At 67.2% G+C, this 21,438-nt stretch carries 22 protein-coding genes; 16 read left to right on the top strand and 6 right to left on the bottom strand.

From position 1 onward, the window contains the following. Nucleotides 1–264: group II intron maturase-specific domain-containing protein (locus tag BM388_RS18000; protein WP_342714255.1), on the top strand; the 264-nt coding region annotated here is incomplete at its 5' end. Between the two features lie 89 nt (nucleotides 265–353). Here the strand turns inward: BM388_RS18000 and ccoG are convergent. Continuing rightward, the gene (gene ccoG, locus BM388_RS13180) at nucleotides 354–1,793 is read right to left on the bottom strand and encodes a cytochrome c oxidase accessory protein CcoG (protein ID WP_089850912.1); all 1,440 of its coding nucleotides are present in this window, start codon (nucleotides 1,791–1,793) and stop codon (nucleotides 354–356) included. Between the two features lie 232 nt (nucleotides 1,794–2,025). Here ccoG and mapR point away from each other — a divergent pair, with 232 nt between their 5' ends. After that, nucleotides 2,026–3,435, top strand: a complete 1,410-nt coding sequence (gene mapR / locus BM388_RS13185) for a GntR family transcriptional regulator MpaR (RefSeq protein WP_089850974.1) — start codon at nucleotides 2,026–2,028, stop codon at nucleotides 3,433–3,435. Between the two features lie 166 nt (nucleotides 3,436–3,601). Here the strand turns inward: mapR and BM388_RS13190 are convergent, their stop codons facing one another. The 3 genes from BM388_RS13190 to BM388_RS13200 form a co-directional block, all read right to left on the bottom strand. Next, entirely contained in the window at nucleotides 3,602–3,889 is a 288-nt protein-coding gene (locus BM388_RS13190) for a hypothetical protein (RefSeq protein ID WP_089850914.1), read from the bottom strand. A 127-nt stretch (nucleotides 3,890–4,016) separates the two neighbouring features. Further along, nucleotides 4,017–4,430, bottom strand: a complete 414-nt coding sequence (gene uraH, locus BM388_RS13195) for a hydroxyisourate hydrolase (RefSeq protein WP_089850916.1) — start codon at nucleotides 4,428–4,430, stop codon at nucleotides 4,017–4,019. Between the two features lie 131 nt (nucleotides 4,431–4,561). Continuing rightward, the gene (locus BM388_RS13200) at nucleotides 4,562–5,071 is read right to left on the bottom strand and encodes a GlcG/HbpS family heme-binding protein (RefSeq protein WP_089850918.1); all 510 of its coding nucleotides are present in this window, start codon (nucleotides 5,069–5,071) and stop codon (nucleotides 4,562–4,564) included. Nucleotides 5,072–5,206: 135 nt separating this feature from the next. On the opposite strand from BM388_RS13200, the gene BM388_RS13205 reads away from it, so the two are divergent. Continuing rightward, nucleotides 5,207–5,878 carry a heavy metal response regulator transcription factor gene (locus tag BM388_RS13205; protein ID WP_089850920.1) on the top strand — a complete coding sequence of 224 codons (672 nt, stop codon included), beginning with the start codon at nucleotides 5,207–5,209 and terminating at the stop codon, nucleotides 5,876–5,878. Continuing rightward, nucleotides 5,878–7,287, top strand: coding sequence for a heavy metal sensor histidine kinase (locus tag BM388_RS13210; RefSeq protein WP_089850922.1), 1,410 nt, complete (start codon nucleotides 5,878–5,880; stop codon nucleotides 7,285–7,287). Before BM388_RS13205 ends, BM388_RS13210 begins: the two co-directional genes overlap by 1 nt. Here BM388_RS13210 and BM388_RS13215 read toward each other — a convergent pair. Both BM388_RS13215 and BM388_RS13220 read right to left on the bottom strand, forming a co-directional pair. Then, on the bottom strand, nucleotides 7,238–7,729 hold the full coding sequence (locus tag BM388_RS13215) for a universal stress protein (RefSeq protein WP_089850924.1): 492 nt from the start codon (nucleotides 7,727–7,729) through the stop codon (nucleotides 7,238–7,240). The two genes, BM388_RS13210 and BM388_RS13215, sit on opposite strands and share 50 nt — an antisense overlap. A 110-nt stretch (nucleotides 7,730–7,839) precedes the next feature. After that, nucleotides 7,840–8,745 carry a LysR family transcriptional regulator gene (locus BM388_RS13220; RefSeq protein ID WP_089850926.1) on the bottom strand — a complete coding sequence of 302 codons (906 nt, stop codon included), beginning with the start codon at nucleotides 8,743–8,745 and terminating at the stop codon, nucleotides 7,840–7,842. A 215-nt stretch (nucleotides 8,746–8,960) separates the two neighbouring features. Here BM388_RS13220 and cuyA point away from each other — a divergent pair, with 215 nt between their 5' ends. The 12 genes from cuyA (at nucleotide 8,961) to BM388_RS13280 (ending at nucleotide 21,380) form a co-directional block, all read left to right on the top strand. Next, on the top strand, nucleotides 8,961–9,974 hold the full coding sequence (cuyA, locus tag BM388_RS13225) for a D-cysteate sulfo-lyase (RefSeq protein ID WP_089850928.1): 1,014 nt from the start codon (nucleotides 8,961–8,963) through the stop codon (nucleotides 9,972–9,974). A gap of 112 nt (nucleotides 9,975–10,086) precedes the next feature. After that, on the top strand, nucleotides 10,087–11,403 hold the full coding sequence (gene hisD / locus BM388_RS13230; RefSeq protein WP_089850930.1) for a histidinol dehydrogenase: 1,317 nt from the start codon (nucleotides 10,087–10,089) through the stop codon (nucleotides 11,401–11,403). A gap of 10 nt (nucleotides 11,404–11,413) precedes the next feature. Then, nucleotides 11,414–12,622, top strand: a complete 1,209-nt coding sequence (locus BM388_RS13235; protein ID WP_089850932.1) for a DegT/DnrJ/EryC1/StrS family aminotransferase — start codon at nucleotides 11,414–11,416, stop codon at nucleotides 12,620–12,622. A 57-nt stretch (nucleotides 12,623–12,679) separates the two neighbouring features. Next, nucleotides 12,680–13,663: a TRAP transporter substrate-binding protein gene (locus tag BM388_RS13240; RefSeq protein ID WP_089850934.1), complete on the top strand. Its 984-nt coding sequence runs from the start codon at nucleotides 12,680–12,682 to the stop codon at nucleotides 13,661–13,663. A 76-nt stretch (nucleotides 13,664–13,739) separates the two neighbouring features. Then, nucleotides 13,740–14,294: a TRAP transporter small permease gene (locus BM388_RS13245; RefSeq protein ID WP_217641071.1), complete on the top strand. Its 555-nt coding sequence runs from the start codon at nucleotides 13,740–13,742 to the stop codon at nucleotides 14,292–14,294. Between the two features lie 5 nt (nucleotides 14,295–14,299). Then, nucleotides 14,300–15,580: a TRAP transporter large permease gene (locus tag BM388_RS13250; protein WP_089850936.1), complete on the top strand. Its 1,281-nt coding sequence runs from the start codon at nucleotides 14,300–14,302 to the stop codon at nucleotides 15,578–15,580. 39 nt (nucleotides 15,581–15,619) lie between these two features. Beyond that, nucleotides 15,620–16,369, top strand: a complete 750-nt coding sequence (gene cuyB, locus BM388_RS13255; protein WP_217641072.1) for a cysteate racemase — start codon at nucleotides 15,620–15,622, stop codon at nucleotides 16,367–16,369. Nucleotides 16,370–16,528: 159 nt separating this feature from the next. Beyond that, nucleotides 16,529–17,563 (top strand): YeiH family protein, encoded by a 1,035-nt coding sequence (locus tag BM388_RS13260; RefSeq protein WP_089850938.1) that lies wholly within the window; start codon nucleotides 16,529–16,531, stop codon nucleotides 17,561–17,563. A gap of 196 nt (nucleotides 17,564–17,759) precedes the next feature. Further along, on the top strand, nucleotides 17,760–18,392 hold the full coding sequence (gene acuR / locus BM388_RS13265; RefSeq protein WP_089850940.1) for an acrylate utilization transcriptional regulator AcuR: 633 nt from the start codon (nucleotides 17,760–17,762) through the stop codon (nucleotides 18,390–18,392). Between the two features lie 88 nt (nucleotides 18,393–18,480). Further along, entirely contained in the window at nucleotides 18,481–19,464 is a 984-nt protein-coding gene (acuI, locus tag BM388_RS13270; protein ID WP_089850942.1) for an acrylyl-CoA reductase (NADPH), read from the top strand. A gap of 128 nt (nucleotides 19,465–19,592) precedes the next feature. Beyond that, the gene (locus BM388_RS13275) at nucleotides 19,593–20,810 is read left to right on the top strand and encodes an MFS transporter (protein WP_089850945.1); all 1,218 of its coding nucleotides are present in this window, start codon (nucleotides 19,593–19,595) and stop codon (nucleotides 20,808–20,810) included. Nucleotides 20,811–20,939: 129 nt separating this feature from the next. Then, nucleotides 20,940–21,380 (top strand): DUF3617 domain-containing protein, encoded by a 441-nt coding sequence (locus BM388_RS13280; protein ID WP_089850979.1) that lies wholly within the window; start codon nucleotides 20,940–20,942, stop codon nucleotides 21,378–21,380. Nucleotides 21,381–21,438 lie beyond the last annotated feature (58 nt).

A 21,438-nucleotide genomic window follows, 5' to 3' on the forward strand; every position in this document is an offset into this window, starting at 1 on the left:
CTGGAAGCGTTGGATCAATGGGTACGTCGCCGATTACGCGACGTGATCTGGCGGCAATGGAAGCGCCCGAAGACCCGGCGCCGTAAGCTTCTGGCATTGGGTCTGAATGGCTTTCGGGCGTGGAAATCAGCGGGGAATGGGCGAGGCCCCTGGTGGAATGCCGGTGCCTCGCACATGAATCAGGCCCTCCCCCGGAAGTGGTTCGACTGGCTGGGTCTGATCTCGGTACTCGATACGGTAAGAGGGCTCAATCGTGCTTCGTGAACCGCCGTGGTACGGAACCGTATGCCCGGTGGTGTGGGAGGGCTCCGGGGGCGACCCCGGACCCTACCCGATAGTGTCGTGCGGCGCCCTCAGCGCGTGGCGGCCGGCCCCAGGAAACGCGTCTCGCGCTCGATCGCAAGCGCCCCGTCGCCGGCGGCGACGATTCTCAGCGTGACGGGGTGGCTCGGCCGGGTCAGGGCCTCGCGCTCGGCCTGAAGCGCGACCCGCCAGCGCTGGGTGCTGTTCGCTCCCACTTCCATGACGTCGGGGCCGATCAAGGCGAGCGCCGGGAGCCCGCTCGCGTCGAGGCGAAAGCGATGCGCCCGGTCGTCCTGATTGCGCAGGGTCAGGGTGTAGTGGTTGACGACGCGGCCTTCCGCGACCTGGGTGAAGAGCCGCTGGCGATCCCGTTCGATCTCGAACTGCAGGGGCGTGCGATCGACCATGAACGCCACCATCAGGCCGATCATCACGGCAAGCCCAATGGCGTAGCCCACTAGCTGGGGGCGCAGGATCCGCGAGGGCTGGCCGGCCAGGGCCCGCTCGGTGGTGTAGCGCACCAGGCCGCGCGGCTTGCCGATGCGTTCCATGACGTCGTCGCAGGCATCAATGCAGGCGGCGCAGCCGATGCACTCGTACTGCAGGCCGTCGCGGATGTCGATGCCGGTGGGGCAGACCTGAACGCACAGCTCGCAGTCGATGCAGTCGCCCGCCGGCGCGGCCTGGCCCGCGGCCTTGTGCTGGCGGTCGCGGCGCGGCTCGCCGCGGGCGGCATCGTAGGAGACGATCAGCGTGTTGGCGTCGAACATCGCCGACTGGAAGCGGGCGTAGGGGCACATGTGCAGACACACCTGCTCGCGCAGCCAGCCTGCGTTGAGGTAGGTGAAGAGCGTGAAGAAACCGATCCAGAACAGCGCCCAGGGGCCGACGTCGAGGCTCGCCAGGTCGACGACCAGCTCGCGTATCGGCGTGAAGTAGCCGACGAAGGTCAGGCCGGTGACGAAGGCGATGGAAAGCCAGGCGCCATGCTTGGCGGCCTTGCGCCACAGCACATCGAGGCGTCGAGGCGAGCGGTCGCGACGCATGCGCCGGTGCCGCGGGCCCTCGAGCCGATGCTCGAACCAGATGAACAGGAAGGTCCAGACGCTCTGCGGGCAGGCATAGCCGCACCAGACGCGTCCGGCGAGCACGGTGATCAGGAAGAGGCCGAAGGCGCAGACGATCAGCAGCCAGGCCAGCAGGATGAAGTCCTGGGGATAGAAGGTGGCGCTGAAGAGGTGGAACTCGCGGCTCGGCAGGTCGAACCAGACCAGGGGGCGATCGCCGAAGCGGAGCCAGGGCAACCCGACGTAGAGCGCCATCAGCACCCAGTTCGCGCGGCGTCGCAGGCGCTGGAAGACTCCCTTTATCTCGCGGACGTAGAGGCGCGAGCGCGTGGCGGGCCTCGCCGGCGGCGGGGTGCCGGCGGGCTCGTGGTGACCGACACCGGCCTCGGCCGCCAGGTCGTGAAGGGGAATGCGTTGCGTCATATCGGTATCCAGGGAAAGGGCAGGCGGGCAACGCCCGCACTATGCGTGCCGGGTGCTTGGCATAACAGGCTCAGTTGGAAAGCAAAAAGCCATATCAGATGCTCCCTGCACCCTCTGTCGCAGCGCTTGCTGCTGTGCTGTGGTTTCTCTCCCCGGCCGAGCCTGTTTTCGCAGCGAGCGCCTCGGGTGGGGTATGCTGACGCTCCCCCCCGACTCGCCGGATGCGGAGCCGATGAAGCGCTACGAGCAGTTTGCCGACAGGATTGCGACGCTCATTCGCCAGGGCGTGCTGGCGCCCGGCGAGCGCATCCCCTCGGTGCGCCAGGCCAGTCAGCGCCACGGCATCAGCCCGTCGACCGTGTTCCAGGCCTACTACCTGCTGGAGAACCGCGGGCTCATCACGGCGCGGGCCCGTTCGGGCTATTTCGTGCGCGCACATGCCCGGCGCCTGATGGAGGAGCCCAGGGTCTGTGTGCAGCGGGCGGATCCCGCCGAGGTGGAGGTCAGTGAACTGGTCTTCTCGGTGCTCGAGTCGCTCCAGGACACCAGTACGGTGCCCTTCGGCTCGGCCTTTCCGAGCCCCGAGCTCTTCCCCCTGTCGCGCCTGGCGAGCAGCATGGCGCGGGGGCTGCGCGGGCTGTCGCCCGACGCGGTGATCGCCGACATGACCGCCGGTCATCCCGACCTGCGCCGCCAGATCGCCCTGCGCTACACGCTCGGCGGTATGCAGCTGCCCCTGGAGGAACTGGTGATCACCAACGGCGCCATGGAGGCGCTGAACCTGGGCCTGCAGTGCGTCACTCAGCCGGGCGATCTGGTGGCCATCGAGGCGCCGGCCTTCTACGCGAGCCTACAGGTGCTGGAGCGGCTCGAACTGAAGGCGGTGGAGATACCAGTGCATCCGCGTGAGGGCATCGACCTCGATATCCTCGAGGAACGCCTGGCGACTCTGCCCATCAAGGCCTGCTGGTTCATGAGCCACCTGCAGAACCCCCAGGGCGCCAGCCTCAGCGATGCGCGCAAGCGTCGCCTCTACGCCCTGTTGAAGCGCCATCGGCTGCCCATGCTCGAGGATGATGCCTACGCCGAGCTGTACTTCGGCAGCACGCCGCCGACGCCCGTGAAGTGGCTCGACGAAGAGGGCCTGGTGATGCACTGCGGTTCGTTTTCGAAGTGCCTGGCGCCCGGTTATCGGGTCGGCTGGGTGGCGGGAGGGCGCTTCGCCGGGGCGATTTCGCGGCTCAAGTTGATGACGACCATCTCTCCGTCGATCCCCGCCCAGGCGGCCATCGCGGATTACCTGCTGCGCGGCGGCTTTGACCGCCACCTGCGCACGCTGCGCCATGCCCTGGAAGCGCAGCAGGCCGCCATGCTGGCCTCGGCCGACCGGCACTTTCCCGCCGGCACCCGGATCACCCGGCCCGAGGGCGGCTACTTCCTGTGGGTCGAGTTTCCGGAACACATCGACTCGCTGCGCCTGTTCCGCATGGCCCTGGACCAGGGCGTCAGCCTGGCTCCTGGCCCCATCTTCTCGGCTACCCAGGGCTTTCGCCACTGCGCCCGCCTCAGCTATGGCCACCCGTGGACGGCGCGCAGCGAGCGGGCCATGGAGACACTGGGGCGGCTGCTCGCCTCGTTCTGATCCGGTGCATCCCCACCCGCACAGATCAACGTGTCGCCCAGATTGGTGTGCCCCAGACGCAACGATGCCAGTCGGCTTTCGCCGACTGGCATCTTCGCTATCGCCTCATCCCACACCAGGGCCGAGTGCCGCTTCGGCTAGCCCTTCGTGTGGCAGGCGGAGTGTTTTAGCTGCCCGTCGCCTCGCGGGCCGGATACAGACCGCTGGGCATCAGGGCCAGATCGCGTGTGGCGTTCTGGCTCTGCTGCAGGCGCTTACGCGCCTCCATCATGGCCGTGGAGTCGCCGAGCATGCCGCCGGCGAAGACCTCCAGGTCGGTCATGTCCATCGGCGCGGCGTAGGAGATCGTCGCCTCGTTGAGGCCAAGGGCACGCTCGGTGGCCGGGTCGGCCTGGGCCGTTCCGGCGAGCATGACAGTGGCCAGCATCAGACCTGCAAGTGACTTGGAAAGCATGGTAAACCTCCGGCAATAGCGATATTGAAACGATGTTGAAGCTTAGGTGAACGGTCTTACGTGAGCGGGCTTGAATGAACTCACTGGCGTGAATCGACGCTGACGAGCCGATCCACGCCGGCGGTTATCAGTTGCCGCGGTAGGTGGAGTAGCCGTACGGGCTGAGCAGCAGCGGCACGTGGTAGTGCTGCTCGGTGTTCTCGACCTGGAAGGGCACCGGGATCTCCGGGAAGAAGGTGGCGGTGTCGTGTTCGGCGAACCACTCGCCGGTCTCGAAGGTCACGCGGTACACGCCGGCTTCGAAGGCTTCGTCTTCGGGATACAGGGCGTTGATGCGGCCGGCCTCGTCAGTGGTCGCGGTGGCCATGGATTCCCAGCCCGCGTCGGTGCGACGCTCAAGTTCGACCTCGACGCCCGGTGACGGCTGACCGTTCTGGATGTTGAGCACGTGCACGCTCAGCGGGTTGTCGGCGGCCATGGCGGTGGCGGCGGCGCTGCTGAGGGCGATACCGGCGGCGACGGAAGTGAGGATCTTTTTCATGGATGACTCCTGTTGGCGTATTGTCGACGGCGCTGTCGGCGCGTCCGTCGTGGGTCTATCGGAACGTGTGTCGAGGGTCTGTCGACCCGAGGCTTTCGGGTGCTGCAAATTCGGATGTTGCCAAAACGGGCTTACTGGCCGGCGTTGGCCTGGGGCAGCACGTCCTCGATGGCGCTGATGGCGCAGCCTTCGTCGATGGCGGAGCCGCCGGCGCCGGCAACGCCCAGGGCGCCGATCACTTCACCGTCGATGGTCACCGGTACGCCGCCGCCGAGCAGCAGCAGCTCGTCCAGGGTGTTCAGGTTGGCCGACTCGGGATCGTCGCGAGCGATCTTGGAAAGCGCCCGGCTGCTGGTGCCGGTAGAGAGCGAGGTGAAGGCCTTGCGCTGGGCGGCCACGGTGTTGTGCGGGCCGATGTTGTCGTCGCGCTGCAGGGCCACCAGGTTGCCGCCGCGATCGACAGCCGCCACCACGGCGGTGCGTCCGTCGGCGTTGCAGGCCTCGAGCGTGGAGTCGACCAGGCGATTGGCCAGCTCCAGCGACATGTTCTGCTGCGTGAGGCCTGCACCGGTGTCGGCGAGGACACTGCCGGCCAGCATGGCGGCGCCGAGCAGCGGCAGTCGAGCCAGTCGTGATGTCATGAGAACCTCCTGATGAATTGACGAGGCCATCGTGACACGCTGGCCTCGTCAATCACCTGACGGCAGGATTACAGCTTTGTAATGGGCAAGGGGGGCGGCTCCGGCTACTCTGTGCCGATTTCGCGGAGGGGCAGCATGCGTATCCTGGTGGTAGAGGATGAACAGAAGACCGCCGACTACCTGTGCAAGGGGCTCGGGGAGTCGGGATATCGCGTCGAGGTGGCGCGCGACGGCTTCGACGCCCAGCACCTGTTCACGGAAGTAGAGTTCGATCTGATCATCCTCGACGTGATGCTGCCGGGCCTGGACGGCTGGCAGCTGCTGCAGCTGATCCGTCGCCGCAGCCAGGTGCCGGTGCTCTTTCTGACCGCGCGCGACGCGGTGGAGTATCGCGTCAAGGGTCTCGAGCTCGGGGCCGACGACTACCTGGTCAAGCCGTTCTCCTTCGTCGAGCTGCTGGCGCGGGTGCGCACACTGCTGCGCCGCGGCCCGCCCCGTGAGACCGAGCACTTCCGCGTGGCCGACCTGGAGATGGACGTGCTGCGCCGCCGGGTGACCCGCCAGGGCGAGCGCATCGCGCTCACCAACAAGGAGTTCGCGCTGCTGGAGCTGTTCCTCGATCGCGAAGGGGAGGTGCTGTCGCGCACCTACATTGCGTCAAGGGTCTGGCAGATGAACTTCGACAGCGACACCAACGTGGTGGAAGTGGCCGTGCGCCGGCTGCGCGCCAAGGTCGACGATCCCTACACGCCCAAGCTGATTCACACCGAGCGCGGCATGGGCTACGTGCTGGAGGATCGTTCCTGATGCCGGTGCTCAACTCTCTGGCGGCGCGCCTGGCGCTGCTGTTTGCCCTGGTCAGCGTGGTGCTGCTGGGCAGCGTCGGCGCCTATCTGTATCACTCGCTGAATCGGGAAATCGCCTGGCGCGACGACCAGATGCTGCGCGGTCGCCTGGAACGCATGGAGGCGCTGCTCGACGACGGCGAGAGCGTTGCCGCCCTGCGCGAGCGCCCTCAGCTCTACGCCAACATGCTCGGCAACCGCGACAGCCTGCTGTGGATCCTCGACGCCCAGGGCGAGGTGCTGATCGAGGTCAATCCGGGACGCCTGCCGGTGCCCGACCTGCCGGAAAGCGACGGTGTGCGCCTCGACGGCGTGTCCGGTGCGATCCCGGCACGCCTGGCCTGGCAGACGCTCGAGAAAGACGGGCGGGCGCTGACGCTGGTGGCCGGCAAGCTGCTCGGCGAGCGCCAGCAGATGTTGGCGGCCTACCGGCTGCGGCTGTGGCTGGTGCTGGTCGCCGGGGCGCTGCTGGCCTTCCTGCTGGGATGGGGGGTGAGTCGGCGTGGGCTGCGACCGCTGCGCCGCCTGGCCGAGCAGGCCAACCGCATCGACGTGCGCCATCTGGATCGGCGCCTCAACGATGAGGGTGAGACCCAGGAGATCGGCGCGCTGAGCCTCGGATTGAACCAGATGCTCGATCGTCTGGAGGAGGGCTTCATGCAGCTCGCCCGCTACTCCGCGGACATGGCCCACGAGATGCGCACGCCGCTGACCAACCTGCTGGGGCAGACGCAGCACACCCTGCGACGTGAGCGCAGCGCCGAGGAGTACCGGCAGGTGCTAGAGTCGAACATCGAGGAGTACGAGCGGCTGTCACGCATGATCGACAGCATGCTGCTGCTGGCGCGTACCGAGAATCCGTCGAGGGATACGCCCCGCGAGGCGGTCGACCTGGGCCTGCTGGTCGAGCAGCTCTGCGAGTATTTCGAGGGCATGGCGGAAGACGACGAGCGCGAGCTTATTCATCGTGCCAGCGGCTGCGTGGTGGCTAACTGTGAGCTGCTGCGCCGGGCGCTGGCCAACCTGCTGGCAAACGCCCTGCGCCACGGCCGCAGCGGCACGCCGATCTGCGTCAGCACCGCAGTCACGGCGGAGAGGGTAGCGCTGCGCGTGCAGAACCAGGGTGACGTCATCGCGCCCGATGACCTGTCGCGGGTGTTCGAACGGTTCTATCGCTGTGATCCCGCGCGCACCGGTTCGGTGGATTCCGGCGGTTTGGGGCTTGCCATCGTGCGCTCGATCGCCCAGTGGCACGGCGGCGAAGTGGACGTCGAGAGCAGCGCCGAGCACGGCACCACCTTCACCCTGTCGCTGCCGCGGATCAGTCGCGACGCGGCGGCACCACCACCACCGGCACGTGGGAGCGCTTGATCACGCCCTTGGTGATCTTACCCGCATAGGTGGCCGAGAAGCTGCGCTTGTTGGCCGCCATCACGATCATGTCGCTGCCGCTGCGATGGGCATAGTCGGTGATCACCACGGCCGGATAGCCCTCCAGCACGCTGCGCTTCATCTCGCGGGCGCCGAAGGCGTCACGCAGCTCGGGGTGGCCGGCCCAGAAGGTCTCGATCTTCGCATCCAGCACCTCGCTGGCCTCCTTGAGACGCTGTTCCCGTAGGGTCTCGAGGATCTCCCGATCCGGGATGTTGACCCGGAGCGTGTTCACGACGTCATCGGACAGCGACTTGACCGCGTGCAGCACCTCCAGTTCGGCGCCGGTGGCCACCGCCAGTCCCACCGCTTGCGCCAGCACCGGATTGCAGTCGATCTTCAGCCCCACACAGCACAGGATGCGACGGATACCATGGCTCATGATGCCTCCTTGGACGGCGCGGCAACCAGGCGCCGCGTCGCGCGATCGGTATGAGTAAGCTGCACTATCTTATCGCACTTGGCCCATAGCGCCGAGGGTTGGCGTCGCGCTCAGATCGTCGGCGGCCGGTCGTGCATCAGCTGCCACAGCGTCTCCAGTGAGGTGGACTCGACGTCGGGCTGGCGGTAGCAGGCCACGACCAGCTTCGGGCCGCCCAGCGTGTCCAGCAGCGAGATCAGCCGGCCCGCCATCAGGTCCTCCTCGATCAGGCCGTGGGGCAGCCAGCCGATCCCCAGGCCCGCCAGGGTCAGCTCGCGGATGCCGATCGTGAACGAGGTCTCGCACACCAGCTCGGTATCGAAGCGGCGCTGAAGGTCGAGCAGGTAGGGGCTGGCCAGCACTCCCCCCAGAAAGCTGTCCGCTTCGTAGCCGATCAGCGGCAGATGCGCCTTGCCGTCGAGGTCGAACAGGGGGTGGCCATGCGGGCCGGCGGCGCAGACGGGGATCAACTGCTCCACGCCCAGCGGGACGCGCTCGATCTCCTCGCGATCAAGGAACAGCGGCGCGCCCTCGAGCTCGCTGCACAGCAGCAGGTCGGCCTCGCCGCGCTGGAACTGGCGAATGCAGTCGCTGCGATCCGAGGATCTGACCTGCAGGCGCGCCTCCGGTGCCTGCTGACGGAAATGGCGCAGCAGTCGCGGCAGGTAGCTCACGGTGAGGGTGTGCTGGGTGGTCAGGATCGTCCGGGGGCCGTGCAGGGCATCCGCCCGGATGCGGCTGCGCATGGCGTAGAGGCGCGCCAGCCAGTCGCGCATCGACGACTCGTAGGTCCGCGCATGGGGCGTGAGCGCGAGGCGTGGCGAGTGGCGATCGATCAGCTCGACCCCCAGCCACTCCTCCAGCTGGCGGATGCGACGCGAGAAGGCCGGCTGGGTGACGTGCCGCACCTCCGCGGCCTGGGAGAACGTGCCCGCCTCGATAAGCGCAAGAAAATCTTCTATCCATTCGATTTTCATAATAATCTTCCGGGAGTCGGCGCTAACAAGGGCATATTTGTGGTGTATGCAAAAAAGTAACCGTCCATGAGTATCTTGGCATTGGTGCGCGTCGGCGTGCAGGTATTAGCTTTAGTCCAGACCGGTCGGTGGCAAACGGTGATTCGCCGGCCCGTTGACCGTCTCATTTCGAGAGTACGCTTATGCCACAACAAATTACTCGCCTGGAGGCTCGTATGCATCTTTCCCGCTTTCCCCGTGTCCGGCTCGGCCACATGCCGACACCGCTCGAGCCGATGGACAACCTGAGCCGTCTGCTGGGTGGCCCGCGCCTGTGGGTCAAGCGCGACGACTGCACGGGGCTCTCCACCGGCGGCAACAAGACCCGCAAGCTCGAGTTCCTGATGGCCGATGCCCTGGAGAAGGGCGCCGACACCATCATCACCCAGGGCGCAACCCAGTCTAACCATGCCCGCCAGACCGTCGCGGCGGCCTGCAAGCTGGGCCTGGGCTGTCACATTCTGCTCGAGGATCGCACCGGCAGCCATGACCCGGCCTACAACTACAACGGCAACGTCTTCCTCGACCAGCTGCACGGCGCCAGCGTCGAGAAGCGCCCCGGCGGTGCCGACATGGCGGCCGAGATGGAGGCCCTGGCCGAGACGCTGAAGGCCGAAGGCAAGACCCCCTACATCATTCCCGGCGGCGGCTCCAACGAGATCGGCGCCCTGGGCTACGTCAACGCCGCCCTGGAGCTGCTCGCTCAGGCCAATGACATGGGCCTGCAGATCGATCACCTGGTGCATGCCACCGGCAGCGCCGGCACCCAGGCCGGCCTCGTCACCGGCCTTGCCGCCTGCAACGCGGGCATCCCGGTGCTCGGCGTCGGCGTGCGTGCGCCCAAGGACAAGCAGGAGGCCAACGTCTTCGCGCTGGCCCAGAAGACCGAGGCCAAGCTCGGGCTGACCAACGTCGTGTCTCGCGAGGACGTCGTGGCCAACTGCGACTACGTGGGCGAGGGCTACGGCATCCCCACCGAGAGCATGGTCGAGGCCGTCACCCTGATGGCGCGTCACGAGGGCATCCTGCTCGATCCGGTCTACTCCGGCAAGGGCATGGCGGGCCTGATCGACCTGATCCGCAAGGGCCATTTCAAGGAAGGCGAGAACGTGGTGTTCCTGCACACCGGCGGCAGCGTCGCCCTGTTCGGCTACCCGGATGCCTTCGGCTTCCCCGACTACCAGGCATGACGATCGGTCCCCGGCCCTCGGTGGGCCTCGAGGGGCCGAGTCGTCGTCCCCGGGGTGCGCCCCGGGGGATTCATCAGAGATTTGAGCCGTTAGCGCCATTGCGGAGCACACAATGACAATTCGACATCTCAAGACGGCGGAGGGCGCCGAGGGCGTCGCCGCCGAGGATCAACGGGTCACCACCGCGGTGCGCCAGATGCTCGACGACATTCGCGAGCGTGGCGAGCCGGCCGTGCGCGAGTACGCCGAGAAGTTCGATGGCTGGACCGGCGACTTCGTGCTCAGCGACGAGAAGCGCCAGCGCCTCATCGACGGCGTGCCGCAGTCGGTGAAGGACGACATCGACTTCGCCCATCGCCAGATCCGCCGCTTCGCCGAGGCGCAGCGCGACAGCCTGACCTCCTTCGAGATCGAGACCGAGCCCGGCGTGCTGCTCGGCCAGCGGGTGCTGCCGGTCGACTGCGCCGGCTGCTACATCCCCGGCGGCCGCTATGCCCATGCCGCCTCGGCGCTGATGAGCGTGGCGACGGCCAAGGCGGCCGGCGTGCCCCACGTGGTGGCCTGCTCCCCGCCCCGCGGCGACAGCATCAACCCGGCGGTGGTCTATGCCCTGCACGTGGCCGGCGCCGACATGATCCTCGAGATGGGCGGCGTGCACGCCATGGCGAGCATGGCCTTCGGCCTGTTCGGCGGGCGCGAGGCCGACATCCTGGTCGGCCCGGGCAATGCCTACGTGGCTGAGGCCAAGCGCCTGCTGTTCGGCCAGGTCGGCATCGACGTCTTCGCCGGCCCGACCGAGTCGGCGGTGATCGCCGACGACTCCGCCGACCCGATGACCATCGCCGTCGACCTGGTCTCCCAGGCCGAGCACGGCACCAACTCGCCGGTGTGGTTGTTCACCACCAGCGAGGCGCTGGGCCAGAAGGTCATCGAGCTGGTGCCGAAGGTCGCCGACGACATGCCCAACGCCGACGTGATCCATGCCGCCTGGCGCGACCACGGCGAGGTGATCCTGGGCGACACCCGCGAGGAGGTCGTCGAGGTGAGCGACCGCTACGCCTGCGAACACCTGCAGGTGCTGTGCGAGGATCTCGACTGGTGGAAGGAGCACCTCGGCAACTACGGCTCGCTGTTCCTCGGCGAGGGCAGCACCGTGACCCACGGTGACAAGTGCTCGGGCACCAACCACATCCTGCCGACCAAGCGCGCCGGTCGCTACAGCGGCGGTCTGAACGTGCACAAGTTCATGAAGGTGCTGACCACCCAGCAGCTCAGCGAGGAGGCCAACCGCACCTTCAGCGCGGTGGGCTCGCGCATCTCTCGCGTCGAGGGGATGGAAGGGCATGCCCGCGCCTGCGACTGGCGCCTGACCAAGTACTTCCCCGACGAGCAGTGGGATTTCCCCGTCCATCACCAGCAGCGTTATTGAGGCAGGTTCCATGCGCCGTTTCCCGAAATCCTTTACCCAGCAGGAGCCGATCGCCGAGGCGGCGATCGAGGCCGCGGTGGCGGTGATGCGCACCGGTCGCCTGCACCGCTATAACCTGGTCGAGGGGGAGAAGGGCGAGACCGCCTTGCTGGAGCAGGAGTTTGCCGAAAGCCTCGGGGTCCCCTATGTACTGGCCTGCGCCTCCGGGGGCTATGCGCTGCAGCTGGCGCTGCGCGCCTGCGGTCTCGAGCGGGGCGAGGCGGTGCTGTGCAACGCCTTCACGCTCTCGCCGGTGCCGGGCAGCATCCACGCCGCGGGCGGTGAGGCCGTGCTGGTGGACATCCTCGAGGACACCACCGTGGACCCCGACGATCTGGCCGCCGCGGCGCGGGAGACGGGAGCGCGCTTCTTCCTGCTCTCGCACATGCGCGGCCACATCGGCGACATGGACGCCATCGTGGCGGTCTGCGAGGCCCACGGCATCACCCTGATCGAGGACTGCGCCCACACCATGGGGGCCTGCTACGACGGCCGGCCCAGCGGTACCTTCGGCAAGGTGGGCTGCTTCAGCACCCAGACCTACAAGCACCTCAACTCCGGCGAGGGGGGGCTTTTGAGCACCGACGATCCCGAGGTGATGCGCCGCGCGGTGATCATGTCGGGTTCCTACATGCTCTACGACCGTCACCTGGCGGCCCCGGAGGCCGAAACGTTCAACGAGACGCGCTTGGTGACGCCCAACATGAGCGGGCGGATGGACAACCTGCGCGCGGCGATCCTGCGCCCGCAGCTGGCCGAGCTCGACGCTCGCCGGCAGCGCTGGAACACGCTCTATCGACGCCTCGAGGCGGGGCTGGCCGCGATGGCCCCGGTCGAGACGATTCCCCGGCCTGAAAAAGAGGATTTCGTGGGTAGTTCGATCCAGTTCCGGCTGCCAGCGTTCACCCACGACGAGATCGCCCGGTTCATCGCCGGCTGCGAGGCGCGGGGCATTCCTCTCAAGTGGTATGGGAAATCGCAGCCCGAGGACTACACCAGCCGCTACGACAGCTGGGGCTATCTCGAGGCCACTCGTCCCCTGCCCAACGCCGATCGCATCCTGGCCACGCTGTGCGATCTGCGACTGCCATTGACCTTCGATGAACAGGACTGTGACGACATCGCCCTGCTGATGGGCGACGCCATGGACCAGGCCACCAACAAGACTACCCGCGGGTAGTGCGTACCCCGCGGTACGCAGTAGCAGCACCCACCCGATGAAAATGGAGTGACAACAATGTTCAAGAAAACTCTCTTGGCTTCCGCCGTGCTCGCCACGCTGACTGCCCATGCCGCCCAGGCCGAGACCTTCAAGGTCGGCATGGGTGATCCCATGGAGTCCGACCAGGGGGCCCTGGCGCAGCGCTTCGAGGAGCTGGTCGAATCGCTCTCCGGCGGCGAGATGCAGGTCGAGCTGTTCCCCGGCGGTCAGCTCGGTTCCGAGACCGGCATGATCCAGGACACCCGCATCGGCAAGCTCGACTTCGCCCTGGTGGGGGTGGGTAACCTGACTCCCTATGCGCCGCGTCTCGGCGCCCTGACCATGCCCTACGCGATTCGCAGCCATGCCGATGCGGTCAAGGCCACCACCGGGCCCCTGGCGGATCGCTGGAACAGCATTGCCGAAGAAGAAGCCGGCGTGCATATCGTCAGCTGGCTCTATTCCAACTTCCGCTACCTCACCAACTCCGAGCGCCCCGTGACCACCCTTGCGGACATCGAAGGCCTCAAGGTGCGGGTGCCGCAGAACGAGCTGATGCTCTCCACCTATGAAGCCTGGGGCGCCAGCCCGATCAGCATGTCCTGGCCGGAGGTCTTCACCGGCCTGCAGCAGGGCGTGATCGACGGTCAGGACAACCCCTACATCGTCAACTACACGATGAAGTTCCACGAGGTACAGGACTACCTCACCGAGATCCACTACCAGTATTCCCTCCAGCCCATCGTGATGGGCGTGCGGACCTACGAGAAGCTCTCCGACGAGGAGCGCGCGATCATCGACCGGGCGGGTCTCGAGGCGCAGCTCTACGCGCTGCAGTTCCAGCTGACCGAGGCCTCCAAGGCACGCGCCGGCATGGAGGCCGAAGGGGTCGAGGTCTCGACCCTCGAGGACGAGGAAGAGTGGGTGCGCATCGCCAAGGAGCAGGTCTGGCCGGAGTTCTATGACGACATCGGCGGTCAGGAAGCCTTCGAGGAAATGCAGAAAGCATTGGGCCACTGAGTGAGGCCGGACCGGGCGGCGAGGCGTCGCCCGGTCCGTCGCGCTTCTCGCACTCCCACCGGGGAAGGAGGCTTTCGTGTTAGCCAAGCTCAATCATATCGAGGATTACGCCTGCCGCTTCCTGCTCGGGGTGTTCGTCGTGCTGCTGTTCGTGCAGGTGGTCATGCGCGTGACGCTGGGCATCGGCATGGCGTGGATCGAGGAACTGGCGCGCTACGCGTTCATCTGGTTCGTGTTCCTTGGGGCGGCCCATGCGGCCCACCTGGGGGCCCACAACCGTTTGCAGACGCACATCAAGCTGTTGCCCAAACGCGTCGCCAACACCTTGCTGCTGCTGGTCGACCTGATCTGGGTGGGCTTCTGCCTGGTGCTGGCTTGGAAGAGCCTGGATCTGATCGGGCTGCTGCTGGAGTTTCCCTACGACTCGCCGGCCCTGGGCTGGTCGCTGGCCTACGTCTACTTCGTGTTCCCCATCGCCTTCGTGCTGATGGCCTTTCGCGTGCTGCAGGTCCAGTACATGAAGCTGGTCAAGGGCATCGAGCCCGGCGACGTGGAACAGCAGGAAGTCAGCAAGATTACCGAGGGGGAGTCCAACACCACTGACGACTCGTCCTCCAACGGCAAGGGGTAAGCCGCATGGCCGCAACGTTACTGTTTTCCATGTTCGGGGCGCTGCTGTTCTTCGGCGCGCCCATCGTGGTGGCCCTCGGGGTCGCCTCCATGGCGGTCTACGTGCTCAACGGCGACGATATCAGTTCGCTGATCGAGCTGGCCTTCTCCGCCATCAACTCGTTTCCGCTCATGGCGCTGCCCTCGTTCATCCTGGCCGGCGCCCTGATGGGCGACGCCGGTATCGCCCGACGCCTGATCCACATCGCCGAGGAGCTGGCGGGTCCCGCCGCCGGCGGGCTGGGCGCCGCCGCGGTGATGGCCTGCATGTTCTTCGGCGCGATTTCCGGCTCCGGACCGGCGACCACGGCCGCGGTCGGCATGCTGGTAATTCCGGCGATGATCGAACGCGGCTACGGGCGCAGCTATCCGGCGGCGATCACCGCCACCGCCGGCGGGCTCGGAGTCGTGATCCCGCCCAGCATGCCGCTGGTGATCTACGGCGTCACCGCCAACGAGTCCATCTCGGCGCTGTTCATGGCCGGGGTCTTTCCCGGCATCATGCTCGGCGTGGGCCTGATCGTGGCCAACTACATCACCGCCAAGCGCAACGGCTACCAGACCGAGGGCACGGGCTACGACAAGAAGCGCATCTTCAGGGTCCTGAAGGACGGCTTCTGGTCGCTCATGGCGCCGGTGGTGATCCTGGGCGGCATCTATTCCGGGATGTTCACGCCTACCGAGGCGGCGGTGGTCTCGATCTTCTATGCCCTGTTCGTCGGCATCTTCATCCACAAGGAGTCGTCGCTGCGCGGGCTCAACGAGGCCTTCCAGAGCACCACCTGGCTGACCGGGCGGGTGCTGATCATCATGTTCACCGCCACCGCCTTCGGCCGCATTCTGGTCGAGAATCACATCCCGGCGATGATTGCCCAGGGCATCCTGCAGATCACCGACAGCCTGTGGCTGGTGTGGATCCTGGTGATCGGCTTCCTGCTGATCGTCGGCATGTTCATCGAGATTCTCGCCACCATCATGATCGTCACCCCGGTGCTGCTGCCGGTGATGGTGGAGCTGGGCGTCGATCCGATCCACTTCGGGATCGTGCTGGTGGTCAGCCTGGGCATCGGCTTCTCCACGCCCCCCCTGGGCGAGAACATGTTCATCAGCTCGAGCATCGCCAACGTCTCCATCGAGCGCATCTCGGTCCGCGCCATTCCGCTGGTCGGCTCCATGATAGTGATCGATCTGCTGCTGGCGTTCTTCCCCCAGATCACCCTGTGGCTGCCCACGGTGCTGGGCTTCTGATCATCCATGACACTCATGACACCGATGAATAGGCAAACGATGACGACCGACGACCGCGACAGCCAGGCCTCCTCCCGCGAGCCGCACACCATGGTCGGCGTGCTGGGGGGCATGGGGCCCGATGCCACCGTGACCTTCATGCAGCGGGTCATCGACGCCACGCCCGCCGAGGATGACATCGATCATGTCCATCTGCTGGTGGACAACAACCCCAAGGTGCCCTCGCGGATCAAGGCGCTGATCGACGGCGACGGCGAGAACCCGGGGCCGGCGATCGCCGCCATGGCCCGGCGCCTCGAGCGGGCCGGCGCCGCCTTTCTGGTGATGCCGTGCAACACCGCCCACTACTACTGGCGGGATGCCCAGGACGCCGTCGACATCCCGGTCTGGCACATCGTCGAGCGGACGCTGGACAGCGTCGCTCGTCGCCTGCCCGGGGCCCGGGTTGGCCTGCTCTGCTCGCCGGCGCTGCGCAGGATCGGACTCTACGAGGGCTTCGTCGAGGCGCGCGGCCTGTCGCTGGTCTATCCCGAGGACGAAGGCGCGGTGCTCGAGGTGATTCGCGCTGTCAAGCGCGGGCAGGGGCGTCATCCCGACACCCTGGCCGCCTTCGCCCGGGCCGCCGACGATCTCAAGGCGCGCGGGGCGGACGTGCTGGTGCTGGCCTGTACCGAGCTCTCGGTCATCGACGACGCCCTCGATGGCTCGCTGCCCGTGGTAGATAGCGTCCGGGTGCTGGCCGAACAGGTGGTGGCCGCCGCCGAGGGCGTCGAGGCCGTCACGCCCTAGCCGTTAAGCCCTAGCCGTCAAGACCTAGCCGTCTCGACCGAACGGGTCCGAACGATACCGGCCCCCACTTTTCCCGACTCGCCGGGCCTGTCTGTCCCTGTTTGCTGGATCGGGGGGAGAGGTCGTGCGCCCGGCGAGCGGCACCAGGAGAACCGCGACATGAAAACCACCCTCTTCGATACGCCACTCGCCGAGCGGCTCGGCCGGGCCACCCCCATCGGCCGCGGCCTGCTGGTGTGCGTCACCATTGCGCTTGCCACCACCTTCATCGCCGACCACTACGGCGGGCCGACGCTGCTCTACGCCCTGCTGTTCGGCATGTCGCTGCACTTCCTGAGCGAGGAGGGGCGCTGCCGCCAGGGCATCGAGTTCGCCGCTCGAACCGTGCTGCGCCTCGGCGTGGCCCTGCTGGGGGCGCGCATGACCCTCGCCCAGGTCGGCGACCTCGGCATCGGCCCCGTGCTCACCGTGGTGGTGGCCGTGGCCCTGGTCATCGCCATGGGCTCGGTGCTGGCCCGGGTGCTGGGCCTGGATCGCGATCTCGGGCTCCTGACCGGCGGCGCCGTCGCCATCTGCGGCGCCTCGGCGGCGCTCGCCCTGTCGGCGGTGATGCCGCGCCACGAGACCCACGAGCGCAACACCATCCTCACGGTGGTCGGGGTCACCACGCTCTCGACCATGGCGATGGTGATCTACCCGCTGATCGCCGGGGCCCTGGAGCTCGCCAACGCCCAGGCGGGGATCTTTCTCGGCGGCACCATCCACGACGTGGCCCAGGTGGTGGGCGCCGGCTACATGATCTCGGAAGAGACCGGCGACATCTCGACGCTGGTCAAGCTGGTGCGGGTGGCCATGCTGGTGCCGGCGGTGATGGTCTTCATGTGGCTGTTTCGGGCCTCGCGCCAGGCAGAGGGGGCGGCGACCAAGGTGCCGATGCTGCCGAGCTTCCTGGTGGGCTTCGTGGTGCTGGTCCTCATCAACAGCATGGGGCTGATTCCCGAGGCGGTGAACGAGGGGATGTCGACCCTGTCCCGCTGGTGCCTGGTCACCGCCATCGCCGCACTCGGCATCAAGACCTCGTTCCAGAAGCTCGCGGTGGTGGGCTGGAAGCCAGTGATCCTGATGGCGCTGGAGACGGTCTTCCTGCTGGTCGTGGTGCTCGGCGTGGTGATGATCGGCGGCCTGGGCACCTGATCGCCCGGGCCACCTCGCACTTCTAGCGTCGAATTCAGGCACGTTGAGTTACCGAGAGAAGAAGAGGCCAGTCGGCATTCGCCGACTGGCCTCTTTCGTGTACGCGGCGAAGGGGAAGGTGGGCGGGAAAAGGGGGCGGTGATGTGTCGCCATTTCTGGGCTTGATTTTATAGACAGTCGGTCTATATTTAGCGACATGACCAACACGACCTCCAAACCCCGTCGCGGCCGGCCCCCCAGGGTGCCCCGTGACGACCCGGATACCCGGGCGGCCCTGATTCGCAGCGGCACCGAGGTGCTGACCGAACAGGGCTTCACCGCCTCGGGCATCGACGGCATCCTCAAGCGCGTCGGCGTCCCCAAGGGCTCGTTCTACTACTACTTCGACAGCAAGGAGGCGTTCGGGCGTGCCGTGATGGAGCACTACGGCGCCTACTTCGCGAGAAAGTTGGATCGCCATCTGCGGCACGCCGCGCGCTCGCCGCTTGCGCGCATCGAGGCCTTCGTCGCCGAGGCCCGCGACGGCATGGCCCGCCACGACTTCCGCCGGGGCTGCCTGGTCGGCAACCTGGGCCAGGAGGCCGGCGGCCTGCCGGAAGGGTATTGCGAGTGGCTGCGGGCGACCCTCGATGACTGGCAGCGGCGCCTGGCGCGCTGCCTGAACGAGGCGAAGATGGCCGGCGAGCTCGCCGATTACGCCGACAGTGAGCGGCTCGCCGAGGCCTTCTGGATCGGCTGGGAGGGCGCGGTGATGCGCGCACGACTCGAGCGGCGTGCGCGTCCCCTGGAGGTCTTCATCACCACGTACATGGAGGGGCTTCCCCGCTAGGGGCGGCCCTTCATGCCACCCGCGTGGCATTTACATGCCATTCGATAGACGCTCGGTCTATAAACTGTTCAACAAGACGAGGTGCACGATGTTCAAGGCCATTCTGATCGACAAGAACGACGACGGGCAGCGGGTTGCGGTAGAGACGCTGGACGAGTCCCGCCTGCCGGACGGCGACGTCACGGTGCGGGTCGACTGCAGCACGCTGAACTACAAGGACGCCCTGGCGATCACCGGCAAGGGGCCGGTGGTGCGCCAGTTTCCCATGGTGCCGGGAATCGACCTGGCGGGCACGGTCGAGCACTCCACGGTGGATGCCTACCAGGCGGGTGACGCCGTGCTGCTCAATGGCTGGGGCGTGGGTGAGAAGCACTGGGGGGGCCTTGCCGAGAAGGCGCGCCTGGACAGCCGCTGGCTGATTCCCCAGCCCGCGGCCTTCAGCGCCCGCCAGGCCATGGCCATCGGCACGGCCGGCTACACCGCCATGCTGTCGGTGATGGCGCTGGAACAGCAGGGCGTGACACCGGAGCAGGGCGAGGTGCTGGTGACCGGCGCCAACGGCGGCGTGGGCAGCTATGCCATCGCGCTGCTCGCCCGGCTGGGCTTCCGGGTCGTGGCCTCCACCGGACGCCTCGAGGAGACGGACTACCTCAAGGGGCTCGGCGCCGAGTCGGTGATCGACCGGGCCGAGCTCTCCGAGCCCGGACGTCCCCTGGCCAAGGAGCGCTGGGCGGGTGCCGTCGACTCGGTGGGCAGCCATACCCTGGCCAACGTGCTGGCCTCGACCCGCTACGGCGGTGCCGTGGCCGCCTGCGGGCTGGCCCAGGGCATGGATCTGCCCTCGAGCGTCGCCCCCTTCATCCTGCGAGGCGTGACTCTGGCCGGAATCGACAGCGTGATGCGCCCCTATGCCGATCGCGTCGAGGCCTGGCGCCGGCTCGGCGAGCTGCTCGCGCCCGAGCAGCTGGACGCCATCACCCGCACCATCGGCCTGGATGAGGCTATCGACACCGCGGGCGAGCTGCTGGCCGGCCGGGTGCGCGGTCGCGTGGTGGTCGATATGTCGCGCTGAGGGCGGTGCCTGGCGATCTCGGACGACCGACAGGGGCACGCCGACGGCGTGCCCCTTTTTTGCGTCCGGGCGCCGCACGCTTTTCTGATAGGCTTGCCGGAGTCATCGATCGTCGCCGAGGAGAGGGAATGAGGGCCGCCAGTCGTCTGGAGAAACGCAACGTCGCCATCCTGGTCGCCAGCCAGACGCTCTACATGGTCGCGACGATCACCGTGATGACGCTGAGCGGGGTGGTGGGCCACCGGATCACGCCCGCGGCGGGGCTTGCGACGCTGCCCGTCGCCATGCTGATGATTGGCACCCTGCTCGCGACCCTGCCGGCTTCGCTCTACATGAAGCGGGTGGGGCGCCGGCGCGGTTTCATGGTCGGGGCGGCGCTCGGCGGCGCGCTCGGCGGGCTGGTGGCCTTCGCCGCCATCGCCCTCGAGCACTTCTGGCTGTTCTGTCTGGGCAACCTGCTGCTGGGTGGCTATCAGGGCTTTGCCATGTACTACCGCTTCGCCGCCGTCGACGTGACCCGCCCGGCCTTTCGCAGCCGGGCCATCTCCCTGGTGCTGGCCGGCGGAGTGGTGGCAGCCTTTCTCGGGCCCTGGAACGCCAGCCTGACCAATGACTGGATCGCCACGGTGCCGGATGGTGGGCCCTACCTGATGATTGCCGGCCTGGCGCTCGCGGCGATGCTGATACTCGGCGGCCTGCGCGTGCCGGCGAGCGGCGAGCCCGCCCCCGGCGAGTTCGCCCGTCCGATGGCCGAGATCGGCGCCCAGGCGCGCTTTTGGGTCGCGCTGGTCGCCGCGGCCACGGGCTACGCCATCATGGGGCTGGTGATGACCGCCACGCCGCTCTCGATGCGCGCCCTGGGCTTCGAGATGGGGCAGGTGGCCATCGTCATGCAGTGGCACGTGCTCGGCATGTTCGCGCCCTCCTTCGTCACCGGGGATCTGATTGCTCGCTTCGGGGTCATCCGCATCCTGCTGGTGGGCACCGCGATACTGGCCGTCTCGAGCCTGCTGGCGGCTTCCGGCACTGGGCTTGTCCATTTCTGGGCGGCGCTGCTGATGCTCGGCGTCGGCTGGAATTTCCTGTTCATCGGTGGCAGCACGCTGCTCGCCAGCACCCACTCCGAGGCCGAGCGCGGTAAGGTTCAGGGCGTCAATGACCTGGTCATCTTCTCGCTGGTGGCGGCGGGTTCGCTGCTGTCGGGGAATCTGCTGCGGCAGCTCGGCTGGACCGGGCTCAACCTGGCGATGCTGGGGCCGATCGTGCTGGTGGCTGTGCTCATCGCCTGGTTCAAGCTCAACGAGGCGCGTGATCGTCCGGCGCAGCTCAGCGGCGAGCGGCGGTAAACAGGCGCGCATCGCGCAAGGGGCCCGTGGGCAAGGAGCTCTAGCGCTTGATTGGGAGGCGGGGCCGATTGGGATATGCTGATGGCGATGCCGAAGGCCTGGCAGATCACCTACCCCAGGGAGAGCCCTATGTCGTTTCGTCCCCTTCTTGCCAGCCTGCTGCTGGCTACCCCGCTGCTGACCACTCCGCTCGTGGCCGCCGCCGCGGCCCCCAATATCGAGCCCGGCCAGTGGGAGTTCACCAGCACCACCTCGGTGGCCGGCGACCTGCCGATTCCCGACCAGGTTGAGACCAGCCAGGAGTGCATCGCCCAGGGCGACCTCGAAGACGAGGAGTTCAGCTTCATCGAGGAGGAGGAGGGCTGCGAGCTGCTCGACCACGAGGTCACGGTCGACGGCATGGACTATCGCATGGTGTGCCGGGCCGAGGGCGGCGAGGCCAGCATCGTTGGCCGCATGGACTTTCTCGGCGAGCGGGTCGAGGGCAACGTCGACATCCTGGTCGACTCCGCCGCGGGCGAGCTCAATATGACCACCGTCGTGGAAGGCCGGCGCCTCGGCGACTGCTGATCCGCGCGCTCGCCCATCGCCACCTCCCGGCCACCGCGCCGATTCAACGACGTGACCC

Source organism: Halomonas saccharevitans (assembly GCF_900116405.1).
In the GTDB taxonomy this organism is placed as follows: Bacteria; Pseudomonadota; Gammaproteobacteria; order Pseudomonadales; family Halomonadaceae; genus Halomonas; species Halomonas saccharevitans.

Coding starts and splice junctions, on each gene's coding strand:
- ccoG (WP_089850912.1), bottom strand. CDS start 1,793: ATGACGCAACGCATTCCCCTTCACGACCTGGCGGCCGAGGCCGGTGTC.
- mapR (WP_089850974.1), top strand. CDS start 2,026: ATGAAGCGCTACGAGCAGTTTGCCGACAGGATTGCGACGCTCATTCGC.
- BM388_RS13190 (WP_089850914.1), bottom strand. CDS start 3,889: ATGCTTTCCAAGTCACTTGCAGGTCTGATGCTGGCCACTGTCATGCTC.
- uraH (WP_089850916.1), bottom strand. CDS start 4,430: ATGAAAAAGATCCTCACTTCCGTCGCCGCCGGTATCGCCCTCAGCAGC.
- BM388_RS13200 (WP_089850918.1), bottom strand. CDS start 5,071: ATGACATCACGACTGGCTCGACTGCCGCTGCTCGGCGCCGCCATGCTG.
- BM388_RS13205 (WP_089850920.1), top strand. CDS start 5,207: ATGCGTATCCTGGTGGTAGAGGATGAACAGAAGACCGCCGACTACCTG.
- BM388_RS13210 (WP_089850922.1), top strand. CDS start 5,878: ATGCCGGTGCTCAACTCTCTGGCGGCGCGCCTGGCGCTGCTGTTTGCC.
- BM388_RS13215 (WP_089850924.1), bottom strand. CDS start 7,729: ATGAGCCATGGTATCCGTCGCATCCTGTGCTGTGTGGGGCTGAAGATC.
- BM388_RS13220 (WP_089850926.1), bottom strand. CDS start 8,745: ATGAAAATCGAATGGATAGAAGATTTTCTTGCGCTTATCGAGGCGGGC.
- cuyA (WP_089850928.1), top strand. CDS start 8,961: ATGCATCTTTCCCGCTTTCCCCGTGTCCGGCTCGGCCACATGCCGACA.
- hisD (WP_089850930.1), top strand. CDS start 10,087: ATGACAATTCGACATCTCAAGACGGCGGAGGGCGCCGAGGGCGTCGCC.
- BM388_RS13235 (WP_089850932.1), top strand. CDS start 11,414: ATGCGCCGTTTCCCGAAATCCTTTACCCAGCAGGAGCCGATCGCCGAG.
- BM388_RS13240 (WP_089850934.1), top strand. CDS start 12,680: ATGTTCAAGAAAACTCTCTTGGCTTCCGCCGTGCTCGCCACGCTGACT.
- BM388_RS13250 (WP_089850936.1), top strand. CDS start 14,300: ATGGCCGCAACGTTACTGTTTTCCATGTTCGGGGCGCTGCTGTTCTTC.
- cuyB (WP_217641072.1), top strand. CDS start 15,620: ATGACGACCGACGACCGCGACAGCCAGGCCTCCTCCCGCGAGCCGCAC.
- BM388_RS13260 (WP_089850938.1), top strand. CDS start 16,529: ATGAAAACCACCCTCTTCGATACGCCACTCGCCGAGCGGCTCGGCCGG.
- acuR (WP_089850940.1), top strand. CDS start 17,760: ATGACCAACACGACCTCCAAACCCCGTCGCGGCCGGCCCCCCAGGGTG.
- acuI (WP_089850942.1), top strand. CDS start 18,481: ATGTTCAAGGCCATTCTGATCGACAAGAACGACGACGGGCAGCGGGTT.
- BM388_RS13275 (WP_089850945.1), top strand. CDS start 19,593: ATGAGGGCCGCCAGTCGTCTGGAGAAACGCAACGTCGCCATCCTGGTC.
- BM388_RS13280 (WP_089850979.1), top strand. CDS start 20,940: ATGTCGTTTCGTCCCCTTCTTGCCAGCCTGCTGCTGGCTACCCCGCTG.